Annotated in this window: 22 protein-coding genes; 14 read left to right on the top strand and 8 right to left on the bottom strand. The window is 68.5% G+C overall.

Going from position 1 to position 26,085, the window contains the following annotated elements:
* Nucleotides 1-179 precede the first annotated feature (179 nt).
* The 3 genes from E5S69_RS25770 to E5S69_RS25760 all read left to right on the top strand — a co-directional run bounded on the left by E5S69_RS25770 (nt 180) and on the right by E5S69_RS25760 (nt 5,536).
* On the top strand, nt 180-3,683 hold the full coding sequence (locus E5S69_RS25770) for a pyruvate carboxylase (protein ID WP_171517292.1): 3,504 nt from the start codon (nt 180-182) through the stop codon (nt 3,681-3,683).
* Between the two features lie 263 nt (nt 3,684-3,946).
* Entirely contained in the window at nt 3,947-4,522 is a 576-nt protein-coding gene (locus E5S69_RS25765) for an acyloxyacyl hydrolase (protein WP_171517291.1), read from the top strand.
* Nucleotides 4,523-4,660: 138 nt separating this feature from the next.
* Nucleotides 4,661-5,536 carry a pirin family protein gene (locus E5S69_RS25760; RefSeq protein ID WP_171517290.1) on the top strand — a complete coding sequence of 292 codons (876 nt, stop codon included), beginning with the start codon at nt 4,661-4,663 and terminating at the stop codon, nt 5,534-5,536.
* A gap of 50 nt (nt 5,537-5,586) precedes the next feature.
* Here the strand turns inward: E5S69_RS25760 and E5S69_RS25755 are convergent, their stop codons facing one another.
* Nucleotides 5,587-5,985 (bottom strand): Zn-ribbon domain-containing OB-fold protein, encoded by a 399-nt coding sequence (locus tag E5S69_RS25755; protein WP_171517289.1) that lies wholly within the window; start codon nt 5,983-5,985, stop codon nt 5,587-5,589.
* A gap of 17 nt (nt 5,986-6,002) precedes the next feature.
* Entirely contained in the window at nt 6,003-7,169 is a 1,167-nt protein-coding gene (locus E5S69_RS25750; protein ID WP_171517288.1) for a thiolase domain-containing protein, read from the bottom strand.
* A 236-nt stretch (nt 7,170-7,405) separates the two neighbouring features.
* Between E5S69_RS25750 and E5S69_RS25745 the strand changes: the two genes are divergently transcribed.
* From E5S69_RS25745 to E5S69_RS25710, 8 genes are all read left to right on the top strand, one after another.
* Nucleotides 7,406-8,164: an IclR family transcriptional regulator gene (locus E5S69_RS25745; protein ID WP_171517287.1), complete on the top strand. Its 759-nt coding sequence runs from the start codon at nt 7,406-7,408 to the stop codon at nt 8,162-8,164.
* A 183-nt stretch (nt 8,165-8,347) separates the two neighbouring features.
* Nucleotides 8,348-9,985 (top strand): ABC transporter substrate-binding protein, encoded by a 1,638-nt coding sequence (locus E5S69_RS25740; protein WP_171517286.1) that lies wholly within the window; start codon nt 8,348-8,350, stop codon nt 9,983-9,985.
* A gap of 27 nt (nt 9,986-10,012) precedes the next feature.
* Nucleotides 10,013-10,984, top strand: coding sequence for an ABC transporter permease (locus E5S69_RS25735; protein WP_171517285.1), 972 nt, complete (start codon nt 10,013-10,015; stop codon nt 10,982-10,984).
* Nucleotides 10,985-11,038: 54 nt separating this feature from the next.
* Nucleotides 11,039-12,004, top strand: coding sequence for an ABC transporter permease (locus E5S69_RS25730; protein WP_171517284.1), 966 nt, complete (start codon nt 11,039-11,041; stop codon nt 12,002-12,004).
* Between the two features lie 10 nt (nt 12,005-12,014).
* A complete protein-coding gene (locus tag E5S69_RS25725; protein WP_171517283.1) occupies nt 12,015-12,977 on the top strand; it encodes an ABC transporter ATP-binding protein in 963 nt (320 codons plus the stop codon).
* The gene (locus E5S69_RS25720) at nt 12,974-13,933 is read left to right on the top strand and encodes an ABC transporter ATP-binding protein (RefSeq protein ID WP_171517282.1); all 960 of its coding nucleotides are present in this window, start codon (nt 12,974-12,976) and stop codon (nt 13,931-13,933) included. Before E5S69_RS25725 ends, E5S69_RS25720 begins: the two co-directional genes overlap by 4 nt.
* Nucleotides 13,934-14,099: 166 nt before the next feature.
* Nucleotides 14,100-15,137, top strand: a complete 1,038-nt coding sequence (locus E5S69_RS25715; protein WP_171517281.1) for a porin — start codon at nt 14,100-14,102, stop codon at nt 15,135-15,137.
* A gap of 2 nt (nt 15,138-15,139) precedes the next feature.
* Nucleotides 15,140-15,988 carry an N-formylglutamate amidohydrolase gene (locus E5S69_RS25710; protein WP_171517280.1) on the top strand — a complete coding sequence of 283 codons (849 nt, stop codon included), beginning with the start codon at nt 15,140-15,142 and terminating at the stop codon, nt 15,986-15,988.
* Between the two features lie 10 nt (nt 15,989-15,998).
* Here the strand turns inward: E5S69_RS25710 and E5S69_RS25705 are convergent, their stop codons facing one another.
* The 3 genes from E5S69_RS25705 to wrbA are packed head-to-tail and all read right to left on the bottom strand — an operon-like array spanning nt 15,999 to nt 18,442.
* Complete coding sequence (locus E5S69_RS25705) at nt 15,999-17,417, bottom strand: FAD-binding oxidoreductase (protein ID WP_171517279.1); 1,419 nt, start codon at nt 17,415-17,417, stop codon at nt 15,999-16,001.
* Nucleotides 17,418-17,435: 18 nt separating this feature from the next.
* Entirely contained in the window at nt 17,436-17,843 is a 408-nt protein-coding gene (locus tag E5S69_RS25700) for a DUF2069 domain-containing protein (protein ID WP_171517278.1), read from the bottom strand.
* Entirely contained in the window at nt 17,840-18,442 is a 603-nt protein-coding gene (gene wrbA, locus E5S69_RS25695; RefSeq protein ID WP_171517277.1) for an NAD(P)H:quinone oxidoreductase, read from the bottom strand. Before wrbA ends, E5S69_RS25700 begins: the two co-directional genes overlap by 4 nt.
* Nucleotides 18,443-18,627: 185 nt before the next feature.
* Between wrbA and E5S69_RS25690 the strand changes: the two genes are divergently transcribed.
* Nucleotides 18,628-19,974, top strand: a complete 1,347-nt coding sequence (locus E5S69_RS25690; protein WP_171517276.1) for a YihY family inner membrane protein — start codon at nt 18,628-18,630, stop codon at nt 19,972-19,974.
* Between the two features lie 787 nt (nt 19,975-20,761).
* Here E5S69_RS25690 and E5S69_RS25685 read toward each other — a convergent pair.
* The 3 genes from E5S69_RS25685 to E5S69_RS25675 form a co-directional block, all read right to left on the bottom strand.
* Nucleotides 20,762-21,079, bottom strand: a complete 318-nt coding sequence (locus E5S69_RS25685; protein WP_171517275.1) for an Mpo1-like protein — start codon at nt 21,077-21,079, stop codon at nt 20,762-20,764.
* Between the two features lie 99 nt (nt 21,080-21,178).
* Nucleotides 21,179-22,003, bottom strand: a complete 825-nt coding sequence (locus tag E5S69_RS25680; protein ID WP_171517274.1) for an alpha/beta fold hydrolase — start codon at nt 22,001-22,003, stop codon at nt 21,179-21,181.
* Complete coding sequence (locus E5S69_RS25675; protein WP_171517273.1) at nt 22,003-23,325, bottom strand: O-acetylhomoserine aminocarboxypropyltransferase; 1,323 nt, start codon at nt 23,323-23,325, stop codon at nt 22,003-22,005. Before E5S69_RS25675 ends, E5S69_RS25680 begins: the two co-directional genes overlap by 1 nt.
* 245 nt (nt 23,326-23,570) lie before the next feature.
* On the opposite strand from E5S69_RS25675, the gene E5S69_RS25670 reads away from it, so the two are divergent.
* Nucleotides 23,571-24,017, top strand: coding sequence for a CBS domain-containing protein (locus E5S69_RS25670; RefSeq protein ID WP_171517272.1), 447 nt, complete (start codon nt 23,571-23,573; stop codon nt 24,015-24,017).
* 150 nt (nt 24,018-24,167) lie between these two features.
* Nucleotides 24,168-26,066: an MFS transporter gene (locus tag E5S69_RS25665; protein ID WP_171517271.1), complete on the top strand. Its 1,899-nt coding sequence runs from the start codon at nt 24,168-24,170 to the stop codon at nt 26,064-26,066.
* Nucleotides 26,067-26,085 lie beyond the last annotated feature (19 nt).

Genomic DNA, 26,085 nt, shown 5'->3' with positions numbered 1-26,085 from the left:
TTTGAATTCCATGTGACTGGTCTCGGTTGAAAATCCTCTTGTAAATCAGCAAACGGGCCGGTGGCTCGTTTCTTGCGCCCGCTGGGTTGCAGGCGCATGCTGGATCCCGCCTTCCTTCGCCATTTCCATCACCCGACCTTCCGCGGCCATTGCGCACGGAGGGAATTTCCCTGCCGCCCATGGACTACCGCCCGATCCAATCCCTGCTGATTGCCAACCGCTCCGAGATCTCGATCCGCGTGATGCGCGCGGCCGCCGAGATGAACGTCCGCACGGTGGCGATCTATTCGAAAGAAGACCGCCTTGCGCTGCATCGCTTCAAGGCCGACGAGAGCTACCTGGTCGGCGCGGGCAAGAAGCCGCTGGCGGCTTACCTGGACATCGACGACATCCTGCGCATTGCCAGGCAGGCGCAAGTCGACGCCATCCATCCCGGCTATGGCTTCCTGTCGGAGAACCCGGATTTCGCGCAGGCCGTGATCGATGCCGGCATCCGCTGGATCGGCCCGTCGCCGGAGGTGATGCGCAAGCTCGGCAACAAGGTGGCGGCGCGCAACGCGGCGATCGCGGCGGGCGTGCCAGTGATGCCGGCCACCGATCCGTTGCCTCATGACCTGGAGGCGTGCAAGCGCCTGGCCGCGGGCGTTGGTTATCCGCTGATGCTCAAGGCCAGCTGGGGCGGCGGCGGCCGCGGCATGCGCGTGCTGGAGGGCGAGCAGGATCTGGAAGGGGCGCTCGCGGCGGCGCGGCGCGAGGCGCTGGCCGCGTTCGGCAACGACGAGGTCTACGTCGAAAAGCTGGTGCGCAACGCGCGCCACGTCGAAGTGCAGGTGCTGGGCGACACGCACGGCAACCTGGTGCACCTGTACGAGCGCGACTGCACGGTGCAGCGGCGCAACCAGAAGGTGGTCGAACGCGCGCCCGCGCCGTATCTGGACGCTGCCGGCCGCGCCGTGCTGTGCGAGTCGGCGCTGCGCCTGATGCGCGCGGTCGGCTACACCCATGCCGGCACGGTCGAGTTCCTGATGGATGCGGACTCGGGCCAGTTCTATTTCATCGAAGTCAACCCGCGCATCCAGGTCGAGCACACGGTCACCGAGATGGTCACCGGGATCGATATCGTCAAGGCGCAGATCCGGATCACTGAAGGCGGCCATATCGGCATGACCGAGAACACGCGCGATGCCGACGGCAAGATCGTGGTGCGTGCCGCGGGCGTGCCGGTCCAGCAGGATATCCGCCTGAACGGCCACGCACTGCAATGCCGGATCACCACCGAGGACCCGGAGAACGGCTTCCTGCCGGACTATGGCCGCCTCACCGCGTATCGCAGCGCCGCGGGCTTCGGCGTGCGGCTCGATGCGGGCACCGCCTATGGCGGCGCGGTGATCACGCCGTACTACGACTCGCTGCTGGTCAAGGTCACCACCTGGGCCCCGACCGCGCCGGAATCGATGCGGCGCATGGACCGGGCGCTGCGCGAGTTCCGCATCCGCGGCGTCGCGTCCAACCTGCAGTTCCTCGAGAATGTCATCAACCATCCCGCGTTCCGCGCCGGCGACGTCACCACGCGCTTTATCGACAAGACGCCGGAACTGCTGGAATTCACCAAGCGCCTGGACCGCGCCACCAAGCTGCTGCGCTACCTGGGCGAGATCAGCGTCAACGGGCACACCGAGATGAGCGGGCGCACGCTGCCATCGCTGCCGCTGCCCGCGCCGGTGCTGCCGGCCATCGATACCAGCGGCACGCTGCCGTACGGCACGCGCGACCGGCTGCGCGAGCTTGGCGCGGAGAAGTTCTCGCGCTGGATGCTGGAACAGAAGCCGGTGCTGCTGACCGACACCACCATGCGCGACGCGCACCAGTCGCTGTTCGCCACGCGCATGCGCACCGCCGACATGCTGCCGATCGCGCCGTTCTACGCGCGCGAGCTGTCGCAGCTGTTCTCGCTGGAATGCTGGGGCGGCGCCACCTTCGACGTGGCGCTGCGCTTCCTCAAGGAAGACCCATGGCAGCGCCTGGAGCAGTTGCGCGAGCGCGTGCCGAACGTGCTGTTCCAGATGCTGCTGCGCGGCTCCAATGCGGTGGGCTACACCAACTATGCGGACAACGTGGTGCGCTTCTTCGTGCGCCAGGCGGCCAGCGCGGGCGTGGACCTGTTCCGCGTGTTCGATTCGCTCAACTGGGTGCGCAACATGCGCGTGGCGATCGATGCCGTGCGCGAAAGCGGCGCGCTGTGCGAAGGCGCGATCTGCTACACCGGCGACCTGTTCGACCCGAAGCGCGCCAAGTACGACCTGAAGTACTACGTCGGCATCGCGCGCGAGCTGCAGCAGGCCGGCGTGAATGTGCTGGGCATCAAGGACATGGCGGGCATCTGCCGTCCGCAAGCGGCCGCCGCGCTGGTCAGGGCGCTCAAGGAAGAGACCGGGCTGCCGGTGCATTTCCACACGCACGACACCAGCGGCATCTCGGCCGCCTCGGCGCTGGCCGCGATCGAGGCCGGCTGCGATGCGGTCGATGGCGCGCTCGACGCGATGAGCGGGCTGACCTCGCAACCCAACCTGTCGAGCATCGCCGCGGCGCTGGCCGGCAGCGAGCGCGATCCGGGCCTGGACCTGGAGCGCCTGCACGAGGCGTCGATGTACTGGGAAGGGGTGCGGCGCTACTACGCGCCGTTCGAATCCGAGATCCGCGCCGGCACCGCCGACGTGTACCGCCATGAAATGCCCGGCGGCCAGTACACCAACCTGCGCGAGCAGGCGCGCGCGCTCGGCATCGAGCACCGCTGGACCGAGGTGTCGCGTGCCTATGCCGAGGTCAACCAGATGTTCGGTGACATCGTCAAGGTGACGCCGACCTCCAAGGTGGTCGGCGACCTGGCGCTGATGATGGTGGCCAACGACCTGAACGCCGCCGATGTGTGCGACCCGGCCAAGGAGATCGCCTTCCCGGAATCGGTGGTGTCGCTGTTCAAGGGCGAACTGGGCTTCCCGCCCGACGGCTTCCCCGCGGCGCTGTCGCGCAAGGTGCTGCGCGGCGAGCCGCCGGCGCCGTACCGGCCCGGCGACCAGATCCCGCCGGTCGACCTCGACGCGGCGCGCGCCGCGGGCGCCGCGGCATGCGAGCAGCCGCTCGACGACCGCCAGCTGGCCTCATACCTGATGTACCCCAAGCAGGCGGCCGAATACCACGCGCATGTGCGCCAGTACAGCGATACCGCGGTGGTGCCCACGCCGGCGTACCTGTACGGCCTGCAGCCGCAGGAAGAGGTGGCCATCGACATCGAGCCCGGCAAGACGCTGCTGGTCTCGCTGCAAGGCACCCACCCTGACGCCGACGAAGGCAAGATCAAGGTCCAGTTCGAACTGAACGGGCAGTCGCGCACCACGCTGGTGGCGCAGCGCAGTACCGCGCAAGCCGCGGCGGCGCGCCAGGGGCGGCCGGTTGCCGAGCCTGATAATCCGCTGCATGTGGCCGCACCAATGCCGGGTTCGATCGTGACCGTGGCGGTGCAGCCAGGCCAGCGCGTGGCCGCCGGCACCACGCTGCTGGCACTGGAGGCGATGAAGATGGAGACCCATATCGCCGCCGAGCGCGACTGCGAGATTGCCGCGGTGCATGTGAAGGCCGGGGATCGGGTGGCGGCGAAGGATTTGCTGGTCGAGCTGAAGGGCTGACCCGGGCGGTGTGGCACGCCGCGGCGGCGGCGTGGGTCGGGCAGTGGACCCCGGAAGACCCCCGGTCTTTCCGGGGTTTTTTGCGTGGATGCGGCGCGCATGCGTGGTCTCGTCATGCGCATTGCCACATTGTTCCGGCATTGGAACGCTGTGTTTGCCTGGCGCAGGCTTCCGCAATGTCGGGGCGCTGCTATCGTCTTGGACCGTGATCAAAGCCAAGTGGTGGCGCCACCCATCACGGGGGCGCGGCCCGACAGATACGGATGTCAGTGAAGAAAAACACCTTGTCAGGACGGCTGCAGCGCGCGGCCGCGTTGCCGTTTGCAGCCTGCCTGCTGGCGCTGCCGTGCGTTGCCGGCGCGGCACCGTTTTCGCTGCAGGCGGGCTATGGGCGTGACAACCGGCACGGCGTCGAGAAGTACGAAGTGTCGGCGCGCTGGGACGATATCGTGCAGTGGCAGCTGTCGAGCCGGCTGGCGCTGGCGCTGGACGGCGAGGTCAATGTTGCCAACTGGCGCGCGCTGTCGTCGCGGCCGTCGAGCCAGTTGACCGAGTTCGGCGTGTCGCCGATCTTCCGGCTCAGCTATGCGGGGGAATACGCCACGCCGTTTGTCGAGGCCTCGGTTGGCTTGCGCGTGCTGAGCCACACCGAGATCGCCGGCGGCCATCGCATGGGGTCGGCGTTCCAGTTTTCGGACATGGTGGGTGTCGGCGTCGCCTTCGGCAAGGCGCAGCGGCTGGCGATCGGCTACCGCTTCCAGCACCTGTCCAATGCCGGGATCCAGGAACCCAATCCCGGCACCAACTTCAGCATGGGCTACCTGCGCTACCGCTTCTGACGGGGCGGCCTGCGCCATCGTTCCAGCCGCAGGACGCTGCATCGCAATCCCGCTGCCTACCGCTCGCTGGGCGCGCCACCTATCATCGCGTCATGGATCATTGCCTGCCACGCGTGCCGGGCATTCTCGGAGATCAACATGAAGCGCATTCTGGGTGTCTACAGCGCACCGCGTCCGCACTGGGTTGGAGATGGTTTCCCGGTGCGTTCGATGTTCTCGTACACCAGCCACGGCAAGCAGCTCAGCCCGTTCCTGCTGCTCGACTACGCCGGCCCGGCCGATTTCACGCCGACGCAGCGCCCGCGCGGGGTGGGCCAGCATCCGCACCGCGGCTTCGAGACCGTGACCATCGTCTACAAGGGCGAGGTCGCGCATCGCGACTCGACCGGGCAGGGCGGCGTCATCGGCCCGGGCGACGTGCAATGGATGACGGCGGGTGCCGGCATCCTGCATGAAGAGTTTCACTCGCCCGCCTTTACGCAAAGCGGCGGCGCGCTCGAGATGGTGCAGCTGTGGGTCAACCTGCCGGCCCGCGACAAGATGGCCGCGCCGGGCTACCAGGCCATCGTCGACCGCGATATCCCGGCAGTGCCGATGCCCGACGGCGCCGGCACGGTGCGCGTGATCGCCGGCGAGTACGAGGGCAAGCGCGGCCCGGCGCGCACCTTTACGCCGATGCACGTGTGGGACATGCGCCTGAACCAGGGTGCCAGCACGCGGCTGGCGCTGCCCGAAGGCTGGCATACCGCGCTGGTGGTGCTGCGCGGCAAGGTCACGGTCAACGCCGAGGCCACCGTGCGCGATGCCGAGATGGTGGTGCTGGATGGTGCCGGCGACGATGTCAATCTCGAAGCCGGCACCGATGCGGTGGTGCTGCTGCTCAGCGGCGAGCCGATCGACGAGCCCATCGTCGGCCACGGCCCGTTCGTGATGAACACCGAGGCGCAGATTGCCGAGGCGTTCAGCGACTTCAGCAGCGGCAGGTTCGGCAGCATGGCCGCCGGCCGGCAGTAAGCCACCGGCGGCAGGCGGCTGGCGCAGCGCCGGCTGCCTGCCGCGCCGCCTCAGGCAAGCGTGAAGGTCGGCACCGGCGCGCCGCCGTCGCTGGGCGAAAACCTGACCTGCACCTTCTGGCCGATCCGGACCGTGTCGAGATCGCAATCGACGATATGGGTCATCATGGTCACGCCTTCGTCGAGCTTCACGTAGGCGATGCAGAACGGGTTGGGGCCAGCGCGGCGCGTCACGCTGAAGGTGTAGATGGTGCCGCGGCCGCTGGCCTGCTTCCATGAGGTGGTGCCCATGCAGAACGGGCACAGCACGCGCGGATACCAGTGGGGCTTGCCGCACTCGTCGCAGACCTTGACCAGCAGCTTGCCTTCGCGCGCGGCCTGCCAGAACGGCAGGTTGTCGGGCTGTTCGTCGGGCGCCTTGTAGACGGCGGGGATGTGGGGGGTCGTCATGTCAGTGCTCCCGCGCTTTATTCACGTTCAAGGATCAGGGTGGCGCTGCCGTGGCGCGAGCCCAGGTAGCCGCCGGTGCCTTGCGCCAGCGCGAGGTCGCAATTGGCGACCTGCACCGCGGGATGGGCCTCGCCGCGCAGCTGGCGCACGGCTTCGATGACCTTGGTGATGCCGCCGCGGTTGGCCGGGTGGTTGTTGCACAGGCCGCCGCCATCGGTATTGAACGGCAGCTTGCCGACGCCCGAGATCAGGTTGCCGTCGGCGACGAACTTGCCGCCTTCGCCCTTCTTGCAGAAGCCCAGGTCCTCCAGCTGCATCAGCACGGTGATGGTGAAGCTGTCGTAGATCGACGCGTACTTGATATCGGCCGGGGTCACGCCCGCTTCGGCAAACGCCGTGGCGCCGGAGAAGCGCGCGCCGGACCAGCTCAGGTCGACTTCGCCGCCGAGCTGGCCCTTGATGTACTCGCCCGCACCCAGGATTTTGACCTTGGGCCGCCGCAGCGTGGCGGCGATTTCCGGGCGCGCCACGATCAGCGCGCCGCCGCCATCCGAGACCACGCAGCAATCCAGCTTGTGCAGCGGATCCGAGATCATCGGCGAGTTCAGCACGTCTTCGACCGTGACCACGTCGCGCAGCATCGCGTGAGGATTGTGCTGCGCATGGTGCGACGCGGCCACCTTGACCCACGCCAGCTGCTCGGCGGTGGTGCCGTAGTCGTGCATATGGCGCATCGCCGCCATCGCGTACAGGTTGACCGTGACCGGGCTGAACGGGCTTTCGAACGGCAGGTCGGGCAGGTTGGCGCCCCAGTTGCGTGCCTGCGTGCCGGTGGAGCCTTCCGAACGCGGGCGGCCCGCCAGCGTGATCAGCGCGACGTTGCACTTGCCGGCGGCGATGGCCTGCGCGGCGTGCGAGACATGGACCAGGTAGGCGGAACCGCCGGTGTCGGTTGAGTCTACATGGCGCACCTTCAGGCCGAGGTAGTCAACCATGTTGACCGCGCCCAGCCCGGGCGCGTCGCCGGCGCAGAAGTAGCCGTCGACGTCGGCCAGCGTCAGGCCGGCGTCCTGCAGCGCGCCCTTGGCGCTCTCGGCGTGCAGCTGCGCCACGGTCTTGTCGGGTGCCTTGCGGGTCGGGTGCTCGTAGGCCCCGACGATATAGGCCTTGCCGTTGATGCTCATCTGGTCTCCTTCGGTGCGTCAGGTGGTGCCAGCGGGCGGGCGCGAGGCTGGCACGGCGATCCCGACAGTATTGCGTAGCTGGCCCGCTGCGTTGTATTCGGAAGTGCCGAAGGGTGTATTCGGTGAAGGCAGGGGCGTGGCCATCGAAGCCGGGCGCGGAGCACTTGCGGCGCGAACGATTGCGGCGACCGCTACAATCTGCGCTGGACATTTCTGAATCTAGACAAGAAGGATCGATGACCTACATCGTTGAAGCGGTGGATGAGGCCCTGGGCTTGCTGATGCTGGTGGCAGAGCACCCATCGCTGGGCGTGACCGAACTGGCACGGCGCGCCGGGCTGACCAAGGCGCGCGCGTTCCGCCTGCTGACCACGCTGGAGCACCGCGGCCTGATCGCGCGCGAGTCGCCGGCTGCGGTCTACAAGCTCAGCTACAACGCGCTGCTGGTGGGCAATGCCGCGCGCCAGCAGTTCGACCTGGTCAAGGTGGTGGGCCCGCGGCTGGCGGCGATCGGCGCGGCCTGCGGCGAGAACGTGATCGTGCGCGTGCGCGACGGGCTCGAGTCGGTCTGCGTGGCGCGGCACGAGTCGACGCAATCGGTGCGGGTGCATACCGAGATCGGCAACCGCCGGCCGCTGCATGTGGGGGCTTCCGGCAAGCTGCTGCTGGCCTTCGCCGCACCGGATGTGGTTGACGCGGTGCTGGCGCAACAGCTGGAACGCTTCACGGCCAAGACCATCATCGAGCCCCAGGCCTTGCGCGAGGAACTGGCGGCGATCCGCGCCGCCGGCTACGCCGTGTCGGTCGGCGAGCGCGATGCCGACGCCGTCTCTGCCGCCGCGCCGCTGCGCGACCACAGCGGCGCGGCGGTCGCGTCGCTGAGCATCGCCAGCCCGGCCAGCCGCACCACGCCGCAGGCGCTGGACAGCCATGTGGCGATGGTGGTGGCGGAGGCCGCCAGCCTGTCGCGGGCACTCGGCTACACGGGCGGCTGAGCCCGGCACCGCGCGGCCACGTCCCGCACTTCCCGTCCCCAACGGCGCTTCGGCGCCGTTTTCTTTTGCCTGTCGCTTGCCTCGGGGGTAAACCCTTCTTATCGGGATAGGCTTCGATGTCTTATCCTTCGATACACGGTATCACTGAATGAAACAATGTATCGGGAAGCGAACCACCCCACCATGCCCAGCCTAGCCATCCACCTGGCGCCGCGCCTTGCCGCCGCCATCCTGGCCACGCTTGCTGCCGCGGCGCTGCTTGCCGGCCCGAACGCCGCGCGGGCGGCCGACCTGCGCATCGGCTACAAGGCCGAGATCAGCGCCGCCGATCCCCATGTGCTCGACGCCGCCGGGCGCAACCTGTGGGGCCATGTCTACGAAACCCTGGTTGGCCTGGACAACACGCTGCGTCCGGTGCCGCTGCTGGCCACCGCCTGGCGCCAGCTGGACGACCGCACCTGGGAGTTCCAGCTGCGTTCCGGCGTGCGCTTCAGCAATGGCGAGCCGTTTACCGCCGAGGACGCGCGCTACTCGATCGAGCGCGCCATGAAGCTGCCGGGCGCGCGCACCTTCCGCACCTACCTGAAGTCGGTGGCGGCGGTAGAGGTCACCGGGCCGCTGGCGTTGCGGGTGCGGACGCGCTCGCCCAACCCGGTGCTGCCGCAGAACATCGGGATGGTGGCGATGCTGCCGCGCTCGCTGGGCCCGGCCGTGCGCGAGGCCGATTTCGCCCATGGCAATGCCGCCATCGGCACCGGTCCATACCGGCTGGTGGTGTGGGAGCATGGCCAGCAGCTGACGCTGTCGCGCAATCCCGGCTACTGGGGCGGGCCGCAGCCGTGGGAACGGGTGATGTTCCAGTTCATCCCGAAGGAGCCGGCGCGGGCCTCGGCGCTGCTGTCGGGGCTGGTGGACGTGATCGACGCCTCGTCGGCCAGCATTGCCGAAGCCTTTGCGCGCACCAATGGCCGCATCCGCACCATTTCCGCCACCTCGTACATGCTGAACTACCTGCAGCTGGACCAGGCCCGTGCGGTGTCGCCCTACGTGCAGGACCACGCGGGCCAGCCGCTGGCCGCCAACCCGTTGCGCGATGCGCGGGTGCGGCGGGCGATCAGCCTGGCGATCGACCGCGACCTGATCACCGCGCGCGTCACCAAGGGCGATTCGGTGCCGGCCGGGCAGATGGTGCCGCAGGGCTTCTTCGGCTTCGCCCCGGCGGTGGCGGCGCCGCGCGCCGACGTGGCCCGGGCACGCTGGCTGCTGGCGCAGGCCGGCTATCCGGAGGGCTTCCGCCTGACGCTGCATTGCCCCAACGACCGCTACCTGAACGACGCCAAGACCTGCGAGGCGGTCGGCCAGATGCTGACCCGCGCCGGCATCCGCACCGAGGTGCGCACGCTGCCATATTCGGTCTATATCACTCGCGCCACCTCCGGCGGCGCCGGCGGCAAGCCCGAGTTCAGCGCCTTCCTGCTTGGCATCGGCGCGGTCAGCGGCGACTCGCTGGAGCCGCTGGTCGCGGTGGCGCATGCGCAGGACAAGGCCGCCGGCCTGGGGGCCAACAACCGCAGCGGCTATGCCAACGCCGCCGTGGACGAACTGATCGAGCAGGCCATGCGCACCATGGCGCCGGGCCCGCGCGAGCTGGCGCAGCAAGGCGCGGCGGAACAGCTGGCGGCCGACACCGGCATCGTCCCGCTGCATCACCTGCGCGCCGCCTGGGCCTACCGCGGCGGGCTCGCCGTGCAGGCGCGCAGCGACGGCTTCACCTATGCCGGCAATATCCGCCCGGCACCGCCGGCGTTACCGCAACGCTGATCACGCCACCCTGTATCCCGCCTTCCTATGCTTGAAACCCTACTCAAACGGCTGCTGCAGAGCATTGCGGTGCTGTGGATCATGTCCGTGCTGACGTTCTGCGCGGTCAACCTGATCGGCGATCCGGTGCACCTGCTGGTCAGCCCCACCGCCACCGAGCAGGAGATCACCGAAGCGCGCCATGCGCTCGGCCTGGACCTGCCCGTCACCCGCCAGTACCTGCGTTTTCTCGCCGGCGCGCTGCACGGCGACCTCGGCGATTCCTTTGTCTACAACCGGCCCGCGATCGAGCTGATCGTCAGCCGCGTGCCGGCCACGCTGGAGCTGGCGGTGACGGCGCTGCTGCTGTCGCTGGGCATCGGCATCCCGATGGGCGTCTACGCCGGCCTGAAGCCGCACAGCCGGCTGGCGCGAATGCTGATGGCGGTATCGCTCGGCGGCGTGATCATGCCGACCTTCTGGATCGGCATGATCAGCATCCTGGTGTTCTCGGTGAACCTGGGCTGGCTGCCGTCGGGCGGGCGCGGGCCGGTCAGCACGGTGCTGGGCGTGCCGCTGTCGGTGACCAGCTGGGAGGGCATCCGCTTCCTGCTGCTGCCGGCGCTGACCCTGTCCCTGTTCAAGATCTCGCTGGTGGCACGGCTGACCGAGGCCGGCACGCGCGAAGTGGCCGGGCAGGAGTACATCAAGTTCGCACGCGCCAAGGGCGTGGGCGGCGCGCGGCTGGTGCTGCGCCACGTGGTGCCCAATGTGCTGATCCCGATCGTGACCGTGGTCGGGCTGGAGTTCGGCCACCTGATCGCGTTCTCGGTGGTGACCGAGTCGGTGTTCTCCTGGCCCGGCATGGGCAAGCTGATCATCGATTCGGTGCTGGCGCTGGACCGCCCGGTGGTGGTGGCCTACCTGCTGGTCACGCTGCTGCTGTTCGTGGTGCTGAACCTTGTGGTCGACCTGCTGTACGTGGTGCTCGACCCGCGCCTGCGGCACAAGGCGGCCTAGCCTGCACCGCCGCCATTCCCCTGTACCCGAAGACCGAATAACGAGACTGAACCGATGTCCCTGCCTATATCCGATACCGGCGAAACCGATGAAGCCGGTCCCGCCCAGCCCGCGCTCGCCGCGGTCGCGCCGGCGCTTGCTGCCGCGCCGCCGGCACGGCCTTCGCTGCTGCGGCGCTTCTGCGGCAATCGCGTCTCCGCCGCCGCGCTCGCGCTGCTGCTGGCGCTGCTGCTGGTGGCCGTGCTGGCCCATGCGCTCAGCCCCCAGAACCCCTATGACCTTGCCACGGTGTCGGTGATCGATGCCGAGCTGCCGCCGGGCAGCGCGGGTTATGAAGGCCAGGCGCACTACTGGCTTGGCACCGACGGCGCCGGGCGCGACCTGCTCAGCGCCATCTTCTACGGCATCCGCATCAGTGTCGGCGTGGGCGTGATCAGCGCGGTGGTGGCGCTGATGGTGGGCAGCGCGGTGGGGCTGGCCGCGGCCTATTTCGGCGGCGTGGCCGATGCCGCCATCATGCGCGTGGTCGACCTGCAGCTGAGCCTGCCGGCGGTGCTGGTGGCGCTGATCCTGCTGGCGGTGCTGGGGCAGGGCGTGGACAAGACCCTGCTGGCCCTGGTGATCGTGCAGTGGGCCTACTTTGCCCGCACCGTGCGCGGCGCGGCACAGGTGGAGCGGCGCAAGGAGTATGTCGAGGCCGCGCTCGGCCAGGGGCTGCCAGCGCTGCGCGTGATGTTCCGCCATATCCTGCCCAACTGCATGGCGCCGCTGGTGGTGACCGCCACGCTGCAGATCGCGCATGCGATCACGCTGGAGGCCACCATGAGCTTCCTCGGCATCGGCCTGCCGCGCACGCAGCCATCGCTGGGCATGCTGATCGCCAATGGCTTCGAATACATGCTGTCGAACAAGTACTGGATCAGCGTGTTCCCGGGCGTGGCCCTGGTGCTGCTGATCGGCTCGATCAACCTGGTGGGCGACCGCCTGCGCCGCGTGCTCAACCCGCGGCTGGAAGCGTAAGGAGCCCGGCATGGCACTACTGGAAGTTTCCGGGCTGAGCACCAGCTTCGCGTTCGCGCATGGCGCGGTCAAGGCGGTCGATGGCGTGTCGTTCGCACTGGAGCCGGGCGAGATCCTGGGCATTGTGGGCGAGTCCGGCTCGGGCAAATCGGTGACGGCGTTCTCGCTGATGAACCTGCTGGATCCACCCGGGCGCGTCACCGGCGGCTCGGTCCGCTTCAAGGGGCAGGAGCTGCTGGCATGTTCGCCGCGCCAGTGGCAGGCACTGCGCGGCGACCGCATCGCGATGGTGTTCCAGGACCCGATGATGTCGCTGAACCCGGTCATGCGCGTGGGCGACCAGCTGGCCGAGACCGTGCTGGTGCACCATCGCCGCAGCCGCGCGCAGGCGCATGCGCAGGCGGTCGATGCGCTGGCGCGCGTCGGCATTCCGGCGCCGCGCGAGCGCATGCGCGCGTACCCGCACGAGCTGTCCGGCGGCATGCGCCAGCGCGTGGCGATCGCCAACGCGCTGATCAACCAGCCCGACCTGATCATCGCGGACGAGCCCACCACCGCGCTGGACGTCACCATCCAGGCGCAGATCCTCTACGAGATGAAGCAACTGGTGCGCGCGACCGGCGCCGCGGCGATCTGGATCAGCCACGACCTGGCCGTGGTCAAGGACCTGGTCGACCGCGTCTGCGTGATGTACGCGGGCCGGGTGGTGGAGCAGGGCCCGGTCGCCGAGGTGATCGCGCGGCCGCTGCATCCATACACGCGCGGCTTGCTCGATTCGCTGCCCACGCCGGCCATGCGCGGCGCCACGCTGCGCGCGATTCCGGGGGCGGCGCCGGCGCTGGCCGCACTGCCGCCGGGCTGCGCCTTCGCGCCGCGCTGCCCGCGCGCGCAGGCCGCGTGCGGCCAGGTTCCTGTCGAAACCACTGTGCGCGGCCGCACGCTGCGCTGCTTTTATCCCCTGGAGGCGGCATGACGGTCATGCTCGAAGCGCACAATTTGCAGAAACGCTTTCTGCTCAAGCCCGGCCTGCTCGCGCGCATGGCCGGCAAGCCGGCGCAGGCGGTGCATGCCGTCAACGATGTCTCGCTGCAAGTGCGCCAGGGCGAGGTGCTGGGCGTGGTCGGCGAATCCGGCTGCGGCAAGTCCACGCTGGGCCGCATGCTGGCGGGACTGCTGCCGCAGACGGGGGGCGAGATCGCCTGGCAGGGCCAGCGCGCCGATATCGCGTCGGCCGCCTATCACCGCGCGGTGCAGATGGTGTTCCAGAACCCCTATGCGTCACTGAACCCGCGCCTGCGCATTGGCCAGGCCATCACCGAAGGCGCGGTCTACCACGGCCTGGTCAGGCGCTCGCGCGCCGCGTCGGCCGCCGGCGAACTGCTGCAGCAGGTGGGGCTCGATCCGGGCTACGCCGAGCGCTTTCCGCACGAGTTCTCGGGCGGGCAGCGCCAGCGCGTGGCGATTGCGCGCGCCCTGGCGCTGCGCCCGCGCCTGCTGATCTGCGACGAGGCCGTCTCCGCGCTCGACGTCTCGGTGCAGGCGCAGATCATCAACCTGTTCATGCAGCTGCGGCGCGAGCACGCGCTGACTTATGTCTTCATCAGCCACAACCTGGCGGTGGTGGAGCATATGTCGGACCGCGTGGTGATCATGTACCTGGGCCGCATTGTCGAAAGCGGCCCCGCACGTGAGGTGTTCGCGGCGCCCAACCATCCCTATACGCGGGCGTTGCTGGCCGATGCCCCGCGCCTGGGCGCCAGTGCGCCCGCGCACCAGCCGATCCGCGGCGAATTGCCCAGCCCGCTGGCGCCTCCGGGTGGCTGCGCCTTCCATCCGCGCTGCCCGCACGCGAGCGCGCGCTGCACGGCGCAGGTGCCGCTGTTGCGCGATATCGGCGGACGCCTGTCCGCCTGCCACTTGAATGACTAGATAGCCGCCGCCCCGGCGCGGCCTGCTCACGCTGCCTGTCGAACGGCGCCGTCCCGCCCGCGCGGGATGGGGGAAGCGTGCGTGCTGCGCGGGCCGGCGATGCGGCACTTGCGGCCAAGGAAAAGGAGATTTTTTGCATGACAGACCACGCAGAGGGAGCAGCAGCATGAACGGTATCCACACCCGGCGCGCACTCGGGCGCGCCTGCATCGGCGGCACGCTGGCACTGCTGTCGGCCGCGGCCGACGCCACGGTGACGCTATATGGCCGCCTCGACACCGACATCGAATACCAGAAGGGGCCGGAAGGTGGCGCAACGCAGATGACCGATAACGCGTCGCGCTGGGGCATGCGCGGCAGCGAAGACCTGGGCGGCGGCCTGCGCGCCGCGTTTGGCCTGGAGCAGGGCTTTGGCGCCGACAACGGCGTCGCCACCACCCCGCAGTTCCGCAATGCCTTCGTCGGCCTGGAAGGCGGCTTCGGCGCGATCGCGCTGGGCCGGCTCGATTCGGCGACCATCGTGGGTTCGCCGATCTATTCGCAGGTGACGCAGAACATCGACTTCGCCATCCATGATGCCGGCGCCACCGCGATTGGCACCAAGGTGCTGAATGCGCGCAACCGCGTGTCGAACGCGCTGGGCTATATGACGCCGACCTTCGGCGGCTTCTCGGTGCGGGCGCGGGTGAACCTGGCGGGTCCCGACCCGGCGACGCCCAGCACCCGGCCGCCGGTGCAGGCGGAGGATGATTTCAGGCAATTCGACCTCGGCCTGAATTACGCGGCCGGCAACTTCGCCGCGGGCCTCGGGTATTCGCGCGATGCCAAGAGCGGCGGCCTGGTCGCTAATGATTTTCGCGACAAGTTGCAGGCTGCCGCGTCGTACGATTTCACCATAGCCAGCCTTTACGGCATCGTCGGGCGCGACCGCTACGCCGGCACCGCGACGACGCGCACCGACGTGCCGTACTGGCTGGTCGGCTTCACCGTGCCGTACGGCGCCCACAAGCTCACCGTGAACTACATGCAGCGCGCGGTGCAGCGCGACCCGCAGGGGCGGCTCAGCAAGGTCCAGGCCGGCTACGGCTACAGCCTGAGCAAGCGCACCATGCCCTACGTCTTCTTTGACCGCGAGGACCCCAACTCGCACAAGCCCGGCGACACCGTGACCACGGTGGGCATCGGCATCCAGCACAGGTTCTGACCATGGCCTTTCCCTATTCGCTGACCGAACCGGCTGGCGCGGTGCTGCCGCTGGTGGTGGATTCCCCGCACAGCGGGCTGGTGCATGTCGAGACCCTGCCGCTCGCCGCGCCGCCCGAAGCCTTGTTGAGCGGCTGGGACGCCTATGTCGACCAGCTTTTCGCACACGCGCCGCGGGTGGGCGGCACCTTGCTGTGCGCGGACTTTCCGCGCTGGCTGGTCGACGTCAACCGTGCCCGCGACGATATCGATCCCGACCTGATCGATGGCGCCATGCCCTATGCCGTGCGGCCCAGCGACAAGTCCGGCCGCGGCATGGGCGTGCTGCGCCGGCTGGCGTTGCCGGGCGTGCCGGTCTATGCCGCGACCCTGTCGCCGCACATGGCGGAGTACCTGCTCAGGACTTACTACGACCCGTACCATGCTGCGCTGTCCGGCCTGCTGGCGCGGCACCATGCGCGCTCGGGCGCGGTGTGGCATCTCGACTGCCATTCGATGAAATCGCGCGGCAATGCGATGAATGTCGACAACGGCGCGGCGCGGCCGGATTTCGTCGTCAGCAACGGCGATGGCGCCACCTGCGCGGCGGCGTTTGTCGAGCTGGTGGTGGAGTGCCTGCGCGGCTTCGGTTACCAGGTGGCGGTCAACTGGCCGTACAAGGGCGCGCAACTGATCCGCGCGTATGCCGATCCGGCGCAAGGTCGGCACAGCCTGCAGATCGAGATCAACCGGGCGCTGTACATGGACGAGGCCACGCTGGCGCAGCATGCCGGCTTTGCGGTGCTGCGCGGCCATCTCGACGAACTGCTGGAGCATGTCGCGGCCTACATCCACACTGAACTGCGCGGATGAGGGCGCGTGTTCAGAGCACCTTGCCCGGGTTCATCAGGCCGAGCGGATCCAGCGCGCCCTTGATCGCCCGCATCATGGCCAGCTCGACCTCGCTCTTGTAGTGCCGGTTCTCCTCGCGCTTGAGCTGGCCGAGGCCGTGCTCGGCCGAGATCGAGCCGTTATGCGAGCGCACGCTGTCGTGCACGATGCGGTTGACCTGGTCCTGGTGCGCCAGGAAGGCGTCATGGTCGACGCCCTCCGGCGGCGCGACGTTGTAGTGCAGGTTGCCGTCGCCGAGATGGCCGAAAGTCACCATGCGCGCGCCCGGGAAGGCGTTCTGCAGCAGCGCGTCGGTGCACTCGATAAAGTCCGCCACGCGCGATACCGGCACGGCGATATCGTGCTTGATGTTCTTGCCGTCTTCCACCTGCGCCAGCGGGATATGCTCGCGCAGGTTCCAGAAGTCGCGCGACTGCTGCACCGATTCGGCCACCACCGCGTCGGCGACCACGCCGGCGTCGAAGGCGGCCGACATCATGGTCTCGAACACGCCGCGCGCATGGGCTTCGCTTTCGCCGTCGGACAGTTCCAGCAGCACCAGCTGCGGATGCATCTGCGTGAACGGATAGCGCAGCTGCGGGAAGTGCCGCGTCACCAGCGTCATGCTGAGCGCCGACATCAGTTCGAAGCCGGTCAGCATGGCGCCTGCGTGCGATTGGGCGATGGCCAGCAGCGCCAGCGCGGCGCGCGGGCTCTGCACCGCGGCCAGCGCGGTGACCGACGCGCGCGGCAGCGGGAACAGCTTCATCACCGCGGCGGTGATCAGGCCCAGCGTGCCTTCCGCGCCGATAAAGAGGTCGCGCAGGTCATATCCGGTATTGTCCTTGCGCAGCCCGCGCAGCCCATGCCAGGTTTCTCCGGATGGCGTCACCACTTCCAGCCCCAGGCACAGTTCGCGCGTGTTGCCGTAGCGCAGCACCGCGGTGCCGCCGGCATTGGTCGACAGGTTGCCGCCGATGGTGCAGCTGCCTTCGGCCGCCAGGCTCAGCGGGAACAGGCGGCCGTGCTCGCGCGCCACCTCCTGCAACTGCTGCAGCACCACGCCGGCCTCGACCGTGATGGTGTTGTTCAGCGGATCGACCTGCCGGATGCGGTTCAGCCGCTGCAGCGAAATCACGACCTGCATCGGTCCCGCCACCGGCGTGGCGCCGCCGCACAGGCCGGTGTTGCCGCCCTGCGGCACCATGGCAATCTTGTGCGCGTGGCAGGCATGGACCACTTCGGCGACTTCCCCGGTGCTGCCGGGACGCAGCACCGCCAGCGCCTCGCCGCGGTAGCGCTTGCGCCAGTCGGTCAGGTAGGGCGCCTGGTCGGCCGCATCGGTCAGCACGTGCTGCGGGCCCAGCGCGGCGCGGCACAGCGCGAGGAAGGAGTCTTGAGGCGAAGTCATGGTGATGGCGGAGGGGATTCAGGACTTGCGCGCGGCGGCTTTGCCGGCGGCGCGCGCGCGGCGCTTGTACGGACGCAGGTACAGGATGGTGCTGGTGAAGAACACCAGCGTCAGCGCCACCTCCACCCACGCCAGCGTGGACGAGGGCGCGCGGTCGCTAGTAGCGCGCACGATGCCTTCGGTGAAAAACAGCAGGATCAGCATCGACGACCACTGCATGGTGTATCGATTGCGCGTGAGCACGCCGCGCAGCGGCAGCAGCAGTGGCAGGAACTTGAGGATCAGCCATGAGCCGCCCGGCCGCAGCGGCGCCAGCCACCATTCCCAGGCGATGCACAGCACCAGCAGCGCCAGCAGGCTGCCCACGCTGAGGCGGTACAGCCAGGGGCTGTGCAGGGCCTGGTCGGTGGCCGCCGCGGGCGTCATGCCTGCGCTCCGGCCAGGCGCAGCGCGGTCTGCGCCAGCCGGCGGCCCATGGCCAGGGCCAGCGCCGATTCGTCTTCGGTGACCGGGCCGCGGTTGTCGCCGTGGGCATGGTGGCTGGGGCCGTAGGGCGTGCCGCCGGAGGCCGTGGTCATCAGGCCCTTCTCGGAATAGGGCAGCCCCAGGATCAGCATGCCGTGGTGCAGCAGCGGCAGCATCATCGACAGCAGCGTGGTTTCCTGTCCGCCATGCAGGCTGCCCGTGGCAGTGAAGACGCAGGCGGGCTTGCCGGTGAGCGCGCCCGACAGCCACTGGGCCACGGTGCCGTCGAGGAAGTACTTCATCGGTGCGGCCATGTTGCCGAAGCGGGTGGGACTGCCCAGCGCCAGCCCGGCGCATTCCTCGAGGTCGCGCAGCTCGGCATAGGGCGGGCCGTCGGCTGGGATATCGGGCGCGGTGGCCTCGCACACCGTCGAAACCGGCGGTACCGTGCGCAGGCGGGCCTGGGCGCCGGCAACGCTGTCGATGCCGGTGGCGATCAGTTCGGCAAGTTTGCGGGTGCTGCCGTGGCGGCTGTAGTACAGGACGAGGATCTCGGTCATTGAGCGGGACGGCCGGCGGTGAAAGGGGCGGCGAAGGAAGATGCGGGAGGATGCCGGCAACAATGCGCGTATTATAGATGCGCCCCCCGCGCCATCTCCCTTTGGCCTCGCGCTGCACGCGCAGCGGGGCCGCCCAAAGATTCGACCGACGATCCGACCAACCAGATCCAGGAGCTTGCTTGCGCATGATTGGAGCCCGCGTCGCCCGCCTGCGCCGGGAATGGAACCTGCAAAAGGTACGCGCCCTGGCGCGCTACGCGCTGCGCCGCGCCAGTGAAGACCGGCTGCCGCAGGTCTCGGCCAGCCTGACCTTCACCACCGTGCTGGCGGTGGTGCCGGTGCTGACCGTGGCCTTCGCGCTGCTGGCCGCGTTCCCGGTGTTCCGCGATTTCCGCAACGCCATCGAGGCGTTCCTGTTCCAGAACCTGATCCCTGGCAACGTCAGCGAATCGATCCAGCGCTATCTCGGCATGTTCGCCAAGAGCGCGCGCGGGCTGACCGCGATGGGCCTGGGCGGGCTGATGGTCACCTCGGTACTGACCATGCTGACCGTGGAAGACGCGCTCAATGCGATCTGGCGCGTCAAGCAGCGCCGTCCGCTGGCGCAGCGGGTGCTGGTGTTCTGGGCGGTGCTGACCTTCGGGCCGGTGCTGATCGGCGCGAGCCTGTCGATCAGTTCCTACCTGATCTCGATCTCGGCGGGCTATGTCGGCACCATGCCTGTGGGACTGGGCCTGCTGGTGGGCGCGGCGCCGGTGCTGCTGTCGGCGCTGGCCTTTGCCTTCCTGTACACGGCGGTGCCCAATGCCTATGTCGAGTGGCGCGATGCCATCGTCGCCGGGCTGGTGGCGGCGGTGGCGTTCGAGTTCGCCAAGCGCGGCTTCGGCTATTTCATCACCGAGATTCCCGCTTATACCGCGGTCTATGGCACCTTCGCCGCGCTGCCGCTGTTTCTGCTTTGGATCTACCTGAGCTGGCTGGTGACGCTGCTGGGCGCGACCATCGCCGCCAACCTGCCGGTGATCCGGCAGGGCTACTGGCGCCGCCGCAGCTTCGCCGGCAGCGAGTTCTTCGACGCGCTGGGCGTGCTGCTGCTGCTCTACCGCGCCCGCGATGAAGTGCCGCGCAGCGTCGGCGAACTGGACCTGGGCCGCAAGCTGCGGGTCGAAGCCGATTACCTGGCCGCGCTGCTGGGCAAGCTCAAGGCCATGCACCTGGTCGGCCGCCTGCAGCAGGAGCGCGGGCAAGCCCACTGGGCGCTGCTGTGCGACCCGTCGCAGGTGACCCTGCGCACGCTGCATGACCGGCTGGTGCTGAACTTGCCGCGGCTGCCACGCACGGCGCTGGCGCAGCATCTGCGCGGGGCCGATGCGCTCAAGTCGATCCTCGATAATCCGCAGCTGGACCAGACGCTCGAGGCGGTGTTCCGGCAGCAGCCGGTGGATTTGCCGCCCACGGCGGGCGATGGCGACGGGCAGCGCCCGCGGCGCGCGCTGGAGGTGGTGCCACCGGGGTGGCATGGGCAGGTTTGATTCTTGATTAGGCTGGCTGGCGCTTGATTGGGCGGGTTTCGTTCTTGACTGGCGTGGGCTGTTTCGCCGGCGCAGCCGGCGACCTACTTCTTGTCCGAGCGACAAGAAGTAGGCAAGAAACGCGTCGCCTGTGCGGCTGGCAATCAATTTGACGGTGTTGGTGGTTTGGGCGGTGGTGCTTTCCGTTTGGGCGTGGGTGCCCGTTCGGCCCTGCTACGCTATGTGAGCCAGGGATAGTGCCTGCGATCACCCACTATTGAACAATCCCAATGAGGGTGTAGGCAACCTGCTGCGAGCCGTATCGCGGGGACGCCTGCGGCTGCTGCGCAGGGTCGATTGAGCTGGAGGGCGTTGGGCGCTTGCGCGAACGCAGCCGAAGGCGTTGTGCGATTTCGCAACCCGGGTTCACCAGCCGGCAGCGCCAAGCGAGCGCAGCGACGCGTTCCGTGCCAAGGCGCACGTCCCGCGATACTGCCGGCGCAGCAGCCGCAGGCGTTCCTACGACAAGACCCGCAGCAGGCAGCCACCGACCGCTCTGGGCTCGTTCAACCATCCTTCCAACGCCCCGCCCACCGTGGTGCACCCCCGCGGCAGGCAGTCCCGCTATGTGAGGAAGCCCAGCCCCGTACGAAAACCCCCAGGCACACTACGATAAGATATGCCGCCCGCAGGGCAGTAAACGCGCTTTTTGGTTACTTTTTGTCGCTCGGACAAAAAGTGACCCGCCCAGGAGGGCGGAACCAGGCGGTTCAAAAGCCGACAGCATGTCACCAACAGCGCTCGCCAATCAAAACGGAATCCTCCCCCGCCAAATATCCAAATACATCACCCAATCCCCCATCAAGCTATAAACCGGATGCCGAAACGTCGCCGGCCGGTTCTTCTCGAAACCGAGGTGCCCAACCCAGGCGAACGCATACCCCCCGACCACCGCGGCCAGCAGCCACCAGGCATTGCCGGTCACGACCAGCGCCACCAGGCACAGCAGCGCCACCGTCGAGCCGGCGAAATGCAGCCGCCGGCAAGTACGGTTCTGATGTTCGCTCAAGTAGTAGGGATAAAAAGCCGCGAAATTTTCGAACTCGCGCGCGCGGGCATGGGCCATGGCTGTCTCCGGCAGGTCTGGTTTGCTGCAGTGTAGACCTTCAGCGCATGGCTGTAGCGGGGCCGGCCGCCGGCGTGGCAGGCCGTCCCGGGGGCAGTGTCAGGCTGCCCCCACCACCTTGCGCGCAAACGCCGCTAGCGCATCCAGCACTTCATCCGGTCGCTCGCCCATCAGTGCATGGCCGCACGGCACCGTCACCACGCTGGCGCTGGCCATCTTGCCCGCCAGCGCCTGCGCCGCCCGGGGCGAGGTCATCATGTCCTTGCTGCCGCTGATGAACAGCGCCGGGCAGGAAGCCGCCGCGGCGGCTTCCTCGCCATGGGCATAGGCGTTGCAGGCCGAGAAATCGTTGTGGAACACATGCGCCTGCGGGTTGTTGCGCGAGACGCGCTCCATCAGCCGCTGGCTGCCGCCATGCATCCACGCGCCCGGGCCCGGCGACGACGGCTTGTTGGCGAGGCTCGAGTGCGACCACGCATTGACCATGGCGATGGCGTCGCCCTCGCGATTTAGCGAAGCGTCCAGCAGCGCGTCCGACACCTTCATCGGGTACGCCGTGGCCAGCAGGCCGATGCCGCGCACCGCCTGCGGGTGCCGCGCCGCGCATTCCAGCGCGATCAGCGAGCCCATGCTGTGGCCGAACACGAAGGCCGGCGCGGTGACGCCGGCGGCGGCCACCAGCGCCATGACCCAGTCGGCCATGGCCTCCACCGTCGCCAGCGGCGCGCCCTTGCTGCGGTTGTGGCCGGGCAGGTCCACCGCCAGCACCGAGAAGCCATGGTTGGCGAACCAGCGCGTCTGCAGCGCCCACACGCTGTGGTCGTTCTGCGCGCCGTGGACAAAGACGGCGCAGGGCAGGGCGGGGTCGAAGGGTTTGCCCCCGGTATACGCGTAGGCCGGCTGGCCGGCAAGGTTCAGTTCCATCAGGCTTGCCCTCCCTTGCTGCCGGCGCCCGCGCCCATGGCCTTCTCGGCCGCCTTCAGGCCGCGCTTGAGATCGTCGATCAGGTCGTCGGCATCTTCCAGGCCGACCGACAGCCGGATCGTGCCCTCGGTGATGCCCGCCGACTGCAGCGCCGCCGCGTCCATGCGGAAGTGCGTGGTCGACGCCGGGTGGATTACCAGCGAGCGCGCGTCGCCGACGTTGGCCAGGTGCGAGAACAGCGACAGGCTTTCGATAAAGCGCTGGCCAGCAGCGCGGTTGCCCTTCAGGTTGAAGCTGAACACCGCGCCGCAGCCGCGCGGCAGCAGGCGCTTGGCCAGCTCGTAGTCGGGGTGGGATTCCAGTTCGGGGTACGACACCGACTCGACCATCGGATGCGACACCAGGAACTGCACCACCTTGCGGGTGTTGTCGACATGGCGGCTCATGCGCAGTGGCAGCGTCTCCACGCCCTGCAGCAGCTGCCATGCCGCCATCGGGTTCATGCAGGCGCCGAAATCGCGCAGGCCCTCGCGCCGCGCGCGCAGCAGGAACGGCGCCACCGTGCTTTCCTCGGTGAACACCATGTTGTGGAAGCCCTCGTACGGCTCGGACAGCTCGGGGAAGCGCCCCGAGGCTTCGAAGTCGAAGGTGCCGCCTTCGACCAGCACGCCGCCGATGGTGGTGCCGTGCCCGCCCAGGAACTTGGTGGCCGAGTGGTAGAGCAGGCCGGCGCCATGGTCGAACGGGCGCAGCAGGTAGGGCGTGGTGAAGGTGGAGTCCACCAGCAGCGGGATGCCATGGTCCTGGCCCAGTTGCGCCAGGGTCGGGATGTCGAGCACGTCCAGCCCGGGGTTGCCCAGCGTCTCGCCGAACAGCAGCCGGGTCTCGGGGCGGATCGCGGCGCGCCAGGCGTCGAGGTCGCGTGCCTTGACGAAGGTGGTCTCGATGCCGAAGCGGCGCAGCGTGTAGTGCAGCAGGTTGTGCGAGCCGCCGTACAGCGCCGACGACGCCACGATATGCGAGCCCGCGCCCATCAGCGTGGCCACCGCCAGGTGCAGCGCGGCCTGGCCCGAGGCCGTGGCGATGGCGCCGGCGCCGTTCTCCAATGCGGCGATGCGCTCTTCGAGCACGGCCACGGTAGGGTTGGAAATGCGCGAGTAGACGTGCCCCGCGCGTTCCATGTTGAACAGCGACGCGGCATGCTCGCTGTCGCGGAACACGAACGACGTGGTCAGGTGGATGGGGGTGGCGCGGGCCCCGGTGGCGGGGTCGGGCGCGGCGCCGGCGTGCAGCGCCAGCGTGTCGAAGCGGGTTCCGGACATGGTCGGTCGGCCTTGAGTTGTCTCCGGTCAGCATCGTAGCATCGTGCGCCCAGCCACGCCCGGTGGTGGCCCGCAAACCGGCCTCCCGCTTTACTTTGGCGGCGGGTTTGGGCTAGCATCGGCCAACGGGCAAGGCGCCCGCACACCCCCAGACAGAAAACAATGTGACCGGCATCGCCCCCGCCAGCGGCCACGGCGATGCCTTCAGTTTCAGCTCGGTTAGAGCGCAGGCAGCGGAGACCACCATGAAAGTCAGCGACATCCTCCAGATCAAGGGCAATACGCTCTATACCGTGACGCCTGACACCTCGTTGCTGGTTGCCGTGCACACCATGGCCGAGCACGATATCGGCTCGCTGGTGGTGATGGAGTACGGCGACCTGGTCGGCATGCTGACCTTCCGCGAGATCATCGAGACGCTGGCGCGCAACAACGGCAACGTCGGCACCACCAGCATCCGCAAGGTGATGGACGATGCGCCGCTGACCTGCACCATGGAAACCGACGTCAACGAGGTGCGCCGCATGATGCTGGAGCGTCACACCCGCTACCTGCCGGTGCTCGACAACCGCACGCTGATGGGCGTGATTTCCTTCTACGACGTCGCCAAGGCCGTGGTCGAGGACCAGAGCTTCGAGAACAAGATGCTCAAGGCCTATATCCGCGACTGGCCGGAAGAGCGCGCCGAGTGATGGCGCCGGGCCGCCCGGCCTGAATCCGACCCGGAAATACCCTTGGTTGGCGCCACCCGGCCGCGGCAAGGTGGCGGCGAGGACGCGGCTGCGGCACACTAGCCGGCGTTTCCATTTCCGTTGGCGGTCGCCCGACCGACCGGCCCATCCATGAGCCAACCCAGCCAGTTCCGACTGCTCGGCCTGCGCCGCTTTGCCCCGTTCTTCTGGACCCAGTTCCTGGGGGCGATGAACGACAACGTGTTCAAGGTCGCCTTCACCTCGCTGGTGACCTACCACACGGCGCTGTTCGAGGGCGTCGACGCGCGCAGCGCGGCGTTTCTGATTTCGGCCATCTTTATCGCGCCGTTCGTGCTGTTCTCGGCCACCAGCGGCCAGATCGCCGACAAGCTGGAGAAGTCGCGGCTGATCCGGCTGGTCAAGTCGCTGGAAATCGCCATCATGGTGCTCGGCCTGGCCGGCTTTGCGTGGCACAGCGCGCCGCTGCTGTACACCGGCACCTTCCTGATGGGGCTGCATTCGACGCTGTTCGGCCCGGTCAAGTTTGCCTACCTGCCGCAGCACCTGGACGAGAGCGAGCTGGTCGGCGGCAACGGGCTGGTCGAGATGGGCACCTTCGTCGCGATCCTGATCGGCACGCTGATCGGCGGCGAGCTGGCCGGGCTGCAGCAGGGCGACACCATCGTCGGGCCGATGTACGTGGGCGCGGTGTGCGTGGGCATTGCCGTGGCCGGGCGGCTGGTGTCGGGCCGGATCCCGGCGTCGCCGGCGCCGCAGCCGGACCTGCGCATCAACTGGAACCCGTTTTCCGAGACCTGGCGCAACCTGGTGCTGGCGCGCGGCAACCGCACCGTGTTCCTGAGCCTGCTCGGCATCTCGTGGCTGTGGTTCCTCGGCGCGACCTTCCTCACCTCGTTCTTCAGCTACGCCAAGGATGTGCTGGGCGGCGACCAGAACGTGGTGACGCTGCTGCTGGCGGTGTTCTCGCTGGGCATCGGTACCGGTTCGCTGCTGTGCGAGCGCCTGTCGGGGCGCCATGTCGAGATCGGCCTGGTCCCGTTCGGCTCGATCGGCATGACCGTGTTCGCGGTCGACCTGTACTTTGCCAGCCAGGGGCAGGCGCCGGCCGCGCTCAGCGGCATCGGCGCCTTTCTGGCCGCGCCGCACCACTGGCGCGTGCTGGCCGACCTGTTCCTGCTGGCGATGTTCGGCGGCTTCTACAGCGTGCCGCTGTACGCGCTGATCCAGAGCCGCAGCGCGCCGACGCACCGCGCCCGCATCATCGCTGCCAACAACATCCTGAACAGCTTCTTCATGATCGCCGCGTCGCTGCTCGGCGTGGCGATGACGCGGGCGGGCTACGGCATCCCGCAGCTGTTCCTGGTGGTGGGGCTGCTCAATGCCGTGGTGGCGGCCTATATCTATTCGCTGGTGCCGGAATTCCTGCTGCGCTTTATCGCGTGGATCCTCGTCCATACCCTCTATCGGCTGCGCCGCATCAACGCCGAGCGCATTCCCGCCGACGGCCCGGCGGTGCTGGTTTGCAACCACGTCAGCTTTGCCGACGCGGTGGTGCTGATGGCCTGCAGCCCGCGCCCGGTGCGCTTCCTGATGGACCACAGCATCTTCAAGGTGCCGCTGCTGTCGTGGTTCTTCCGCCAGGCGCGGGCAATCCCGATCGCGCCGGCGCACCAGGACCCCGAGATGCTCAGGCGTGCCTACGACAGCGTGGCGCAGGCGCTGGACGAGGGCGACCTGGTCTGCATCTTCCCCGAAGGCAAGATCACCGCCACCGGCGACATCAATCCGTTCCGGCAGGGCGTGCAGCAGATCATCCGGCGCACGCCGGTGCCGGTGGTGCCGATGGCCCTGCGCGGGCTGTGGGGCAGCTTTTTTTCGCGCAAGGGCGCGCCGGCGATGTCGCGGCCGTTCCGGCGCGGCATCCTGAACCGGCTGGAGCTGGTGGTGGGCGAGCCGGTGCCGCCCGAGGCCGCCACTCCCGAGGGGCTGCAGCAGATGGTGCAGGCCTTGCGCGGTGACTGGCGATAGCTCACGACAAGGCGACCTC

It is taken from the genome of Cupriavidus necator, from assembly GCF_013141915.1.
Lineage (GTDB): Bacteria > Pseudomonadota > Gammaproteobacteria > Burkholderiales > Burkholderiaceae > Cupriavidus > Cupriavidus necator_B.
This window is presented reverse-complemented; position numbering and strand designations above follow the sequence as displayed.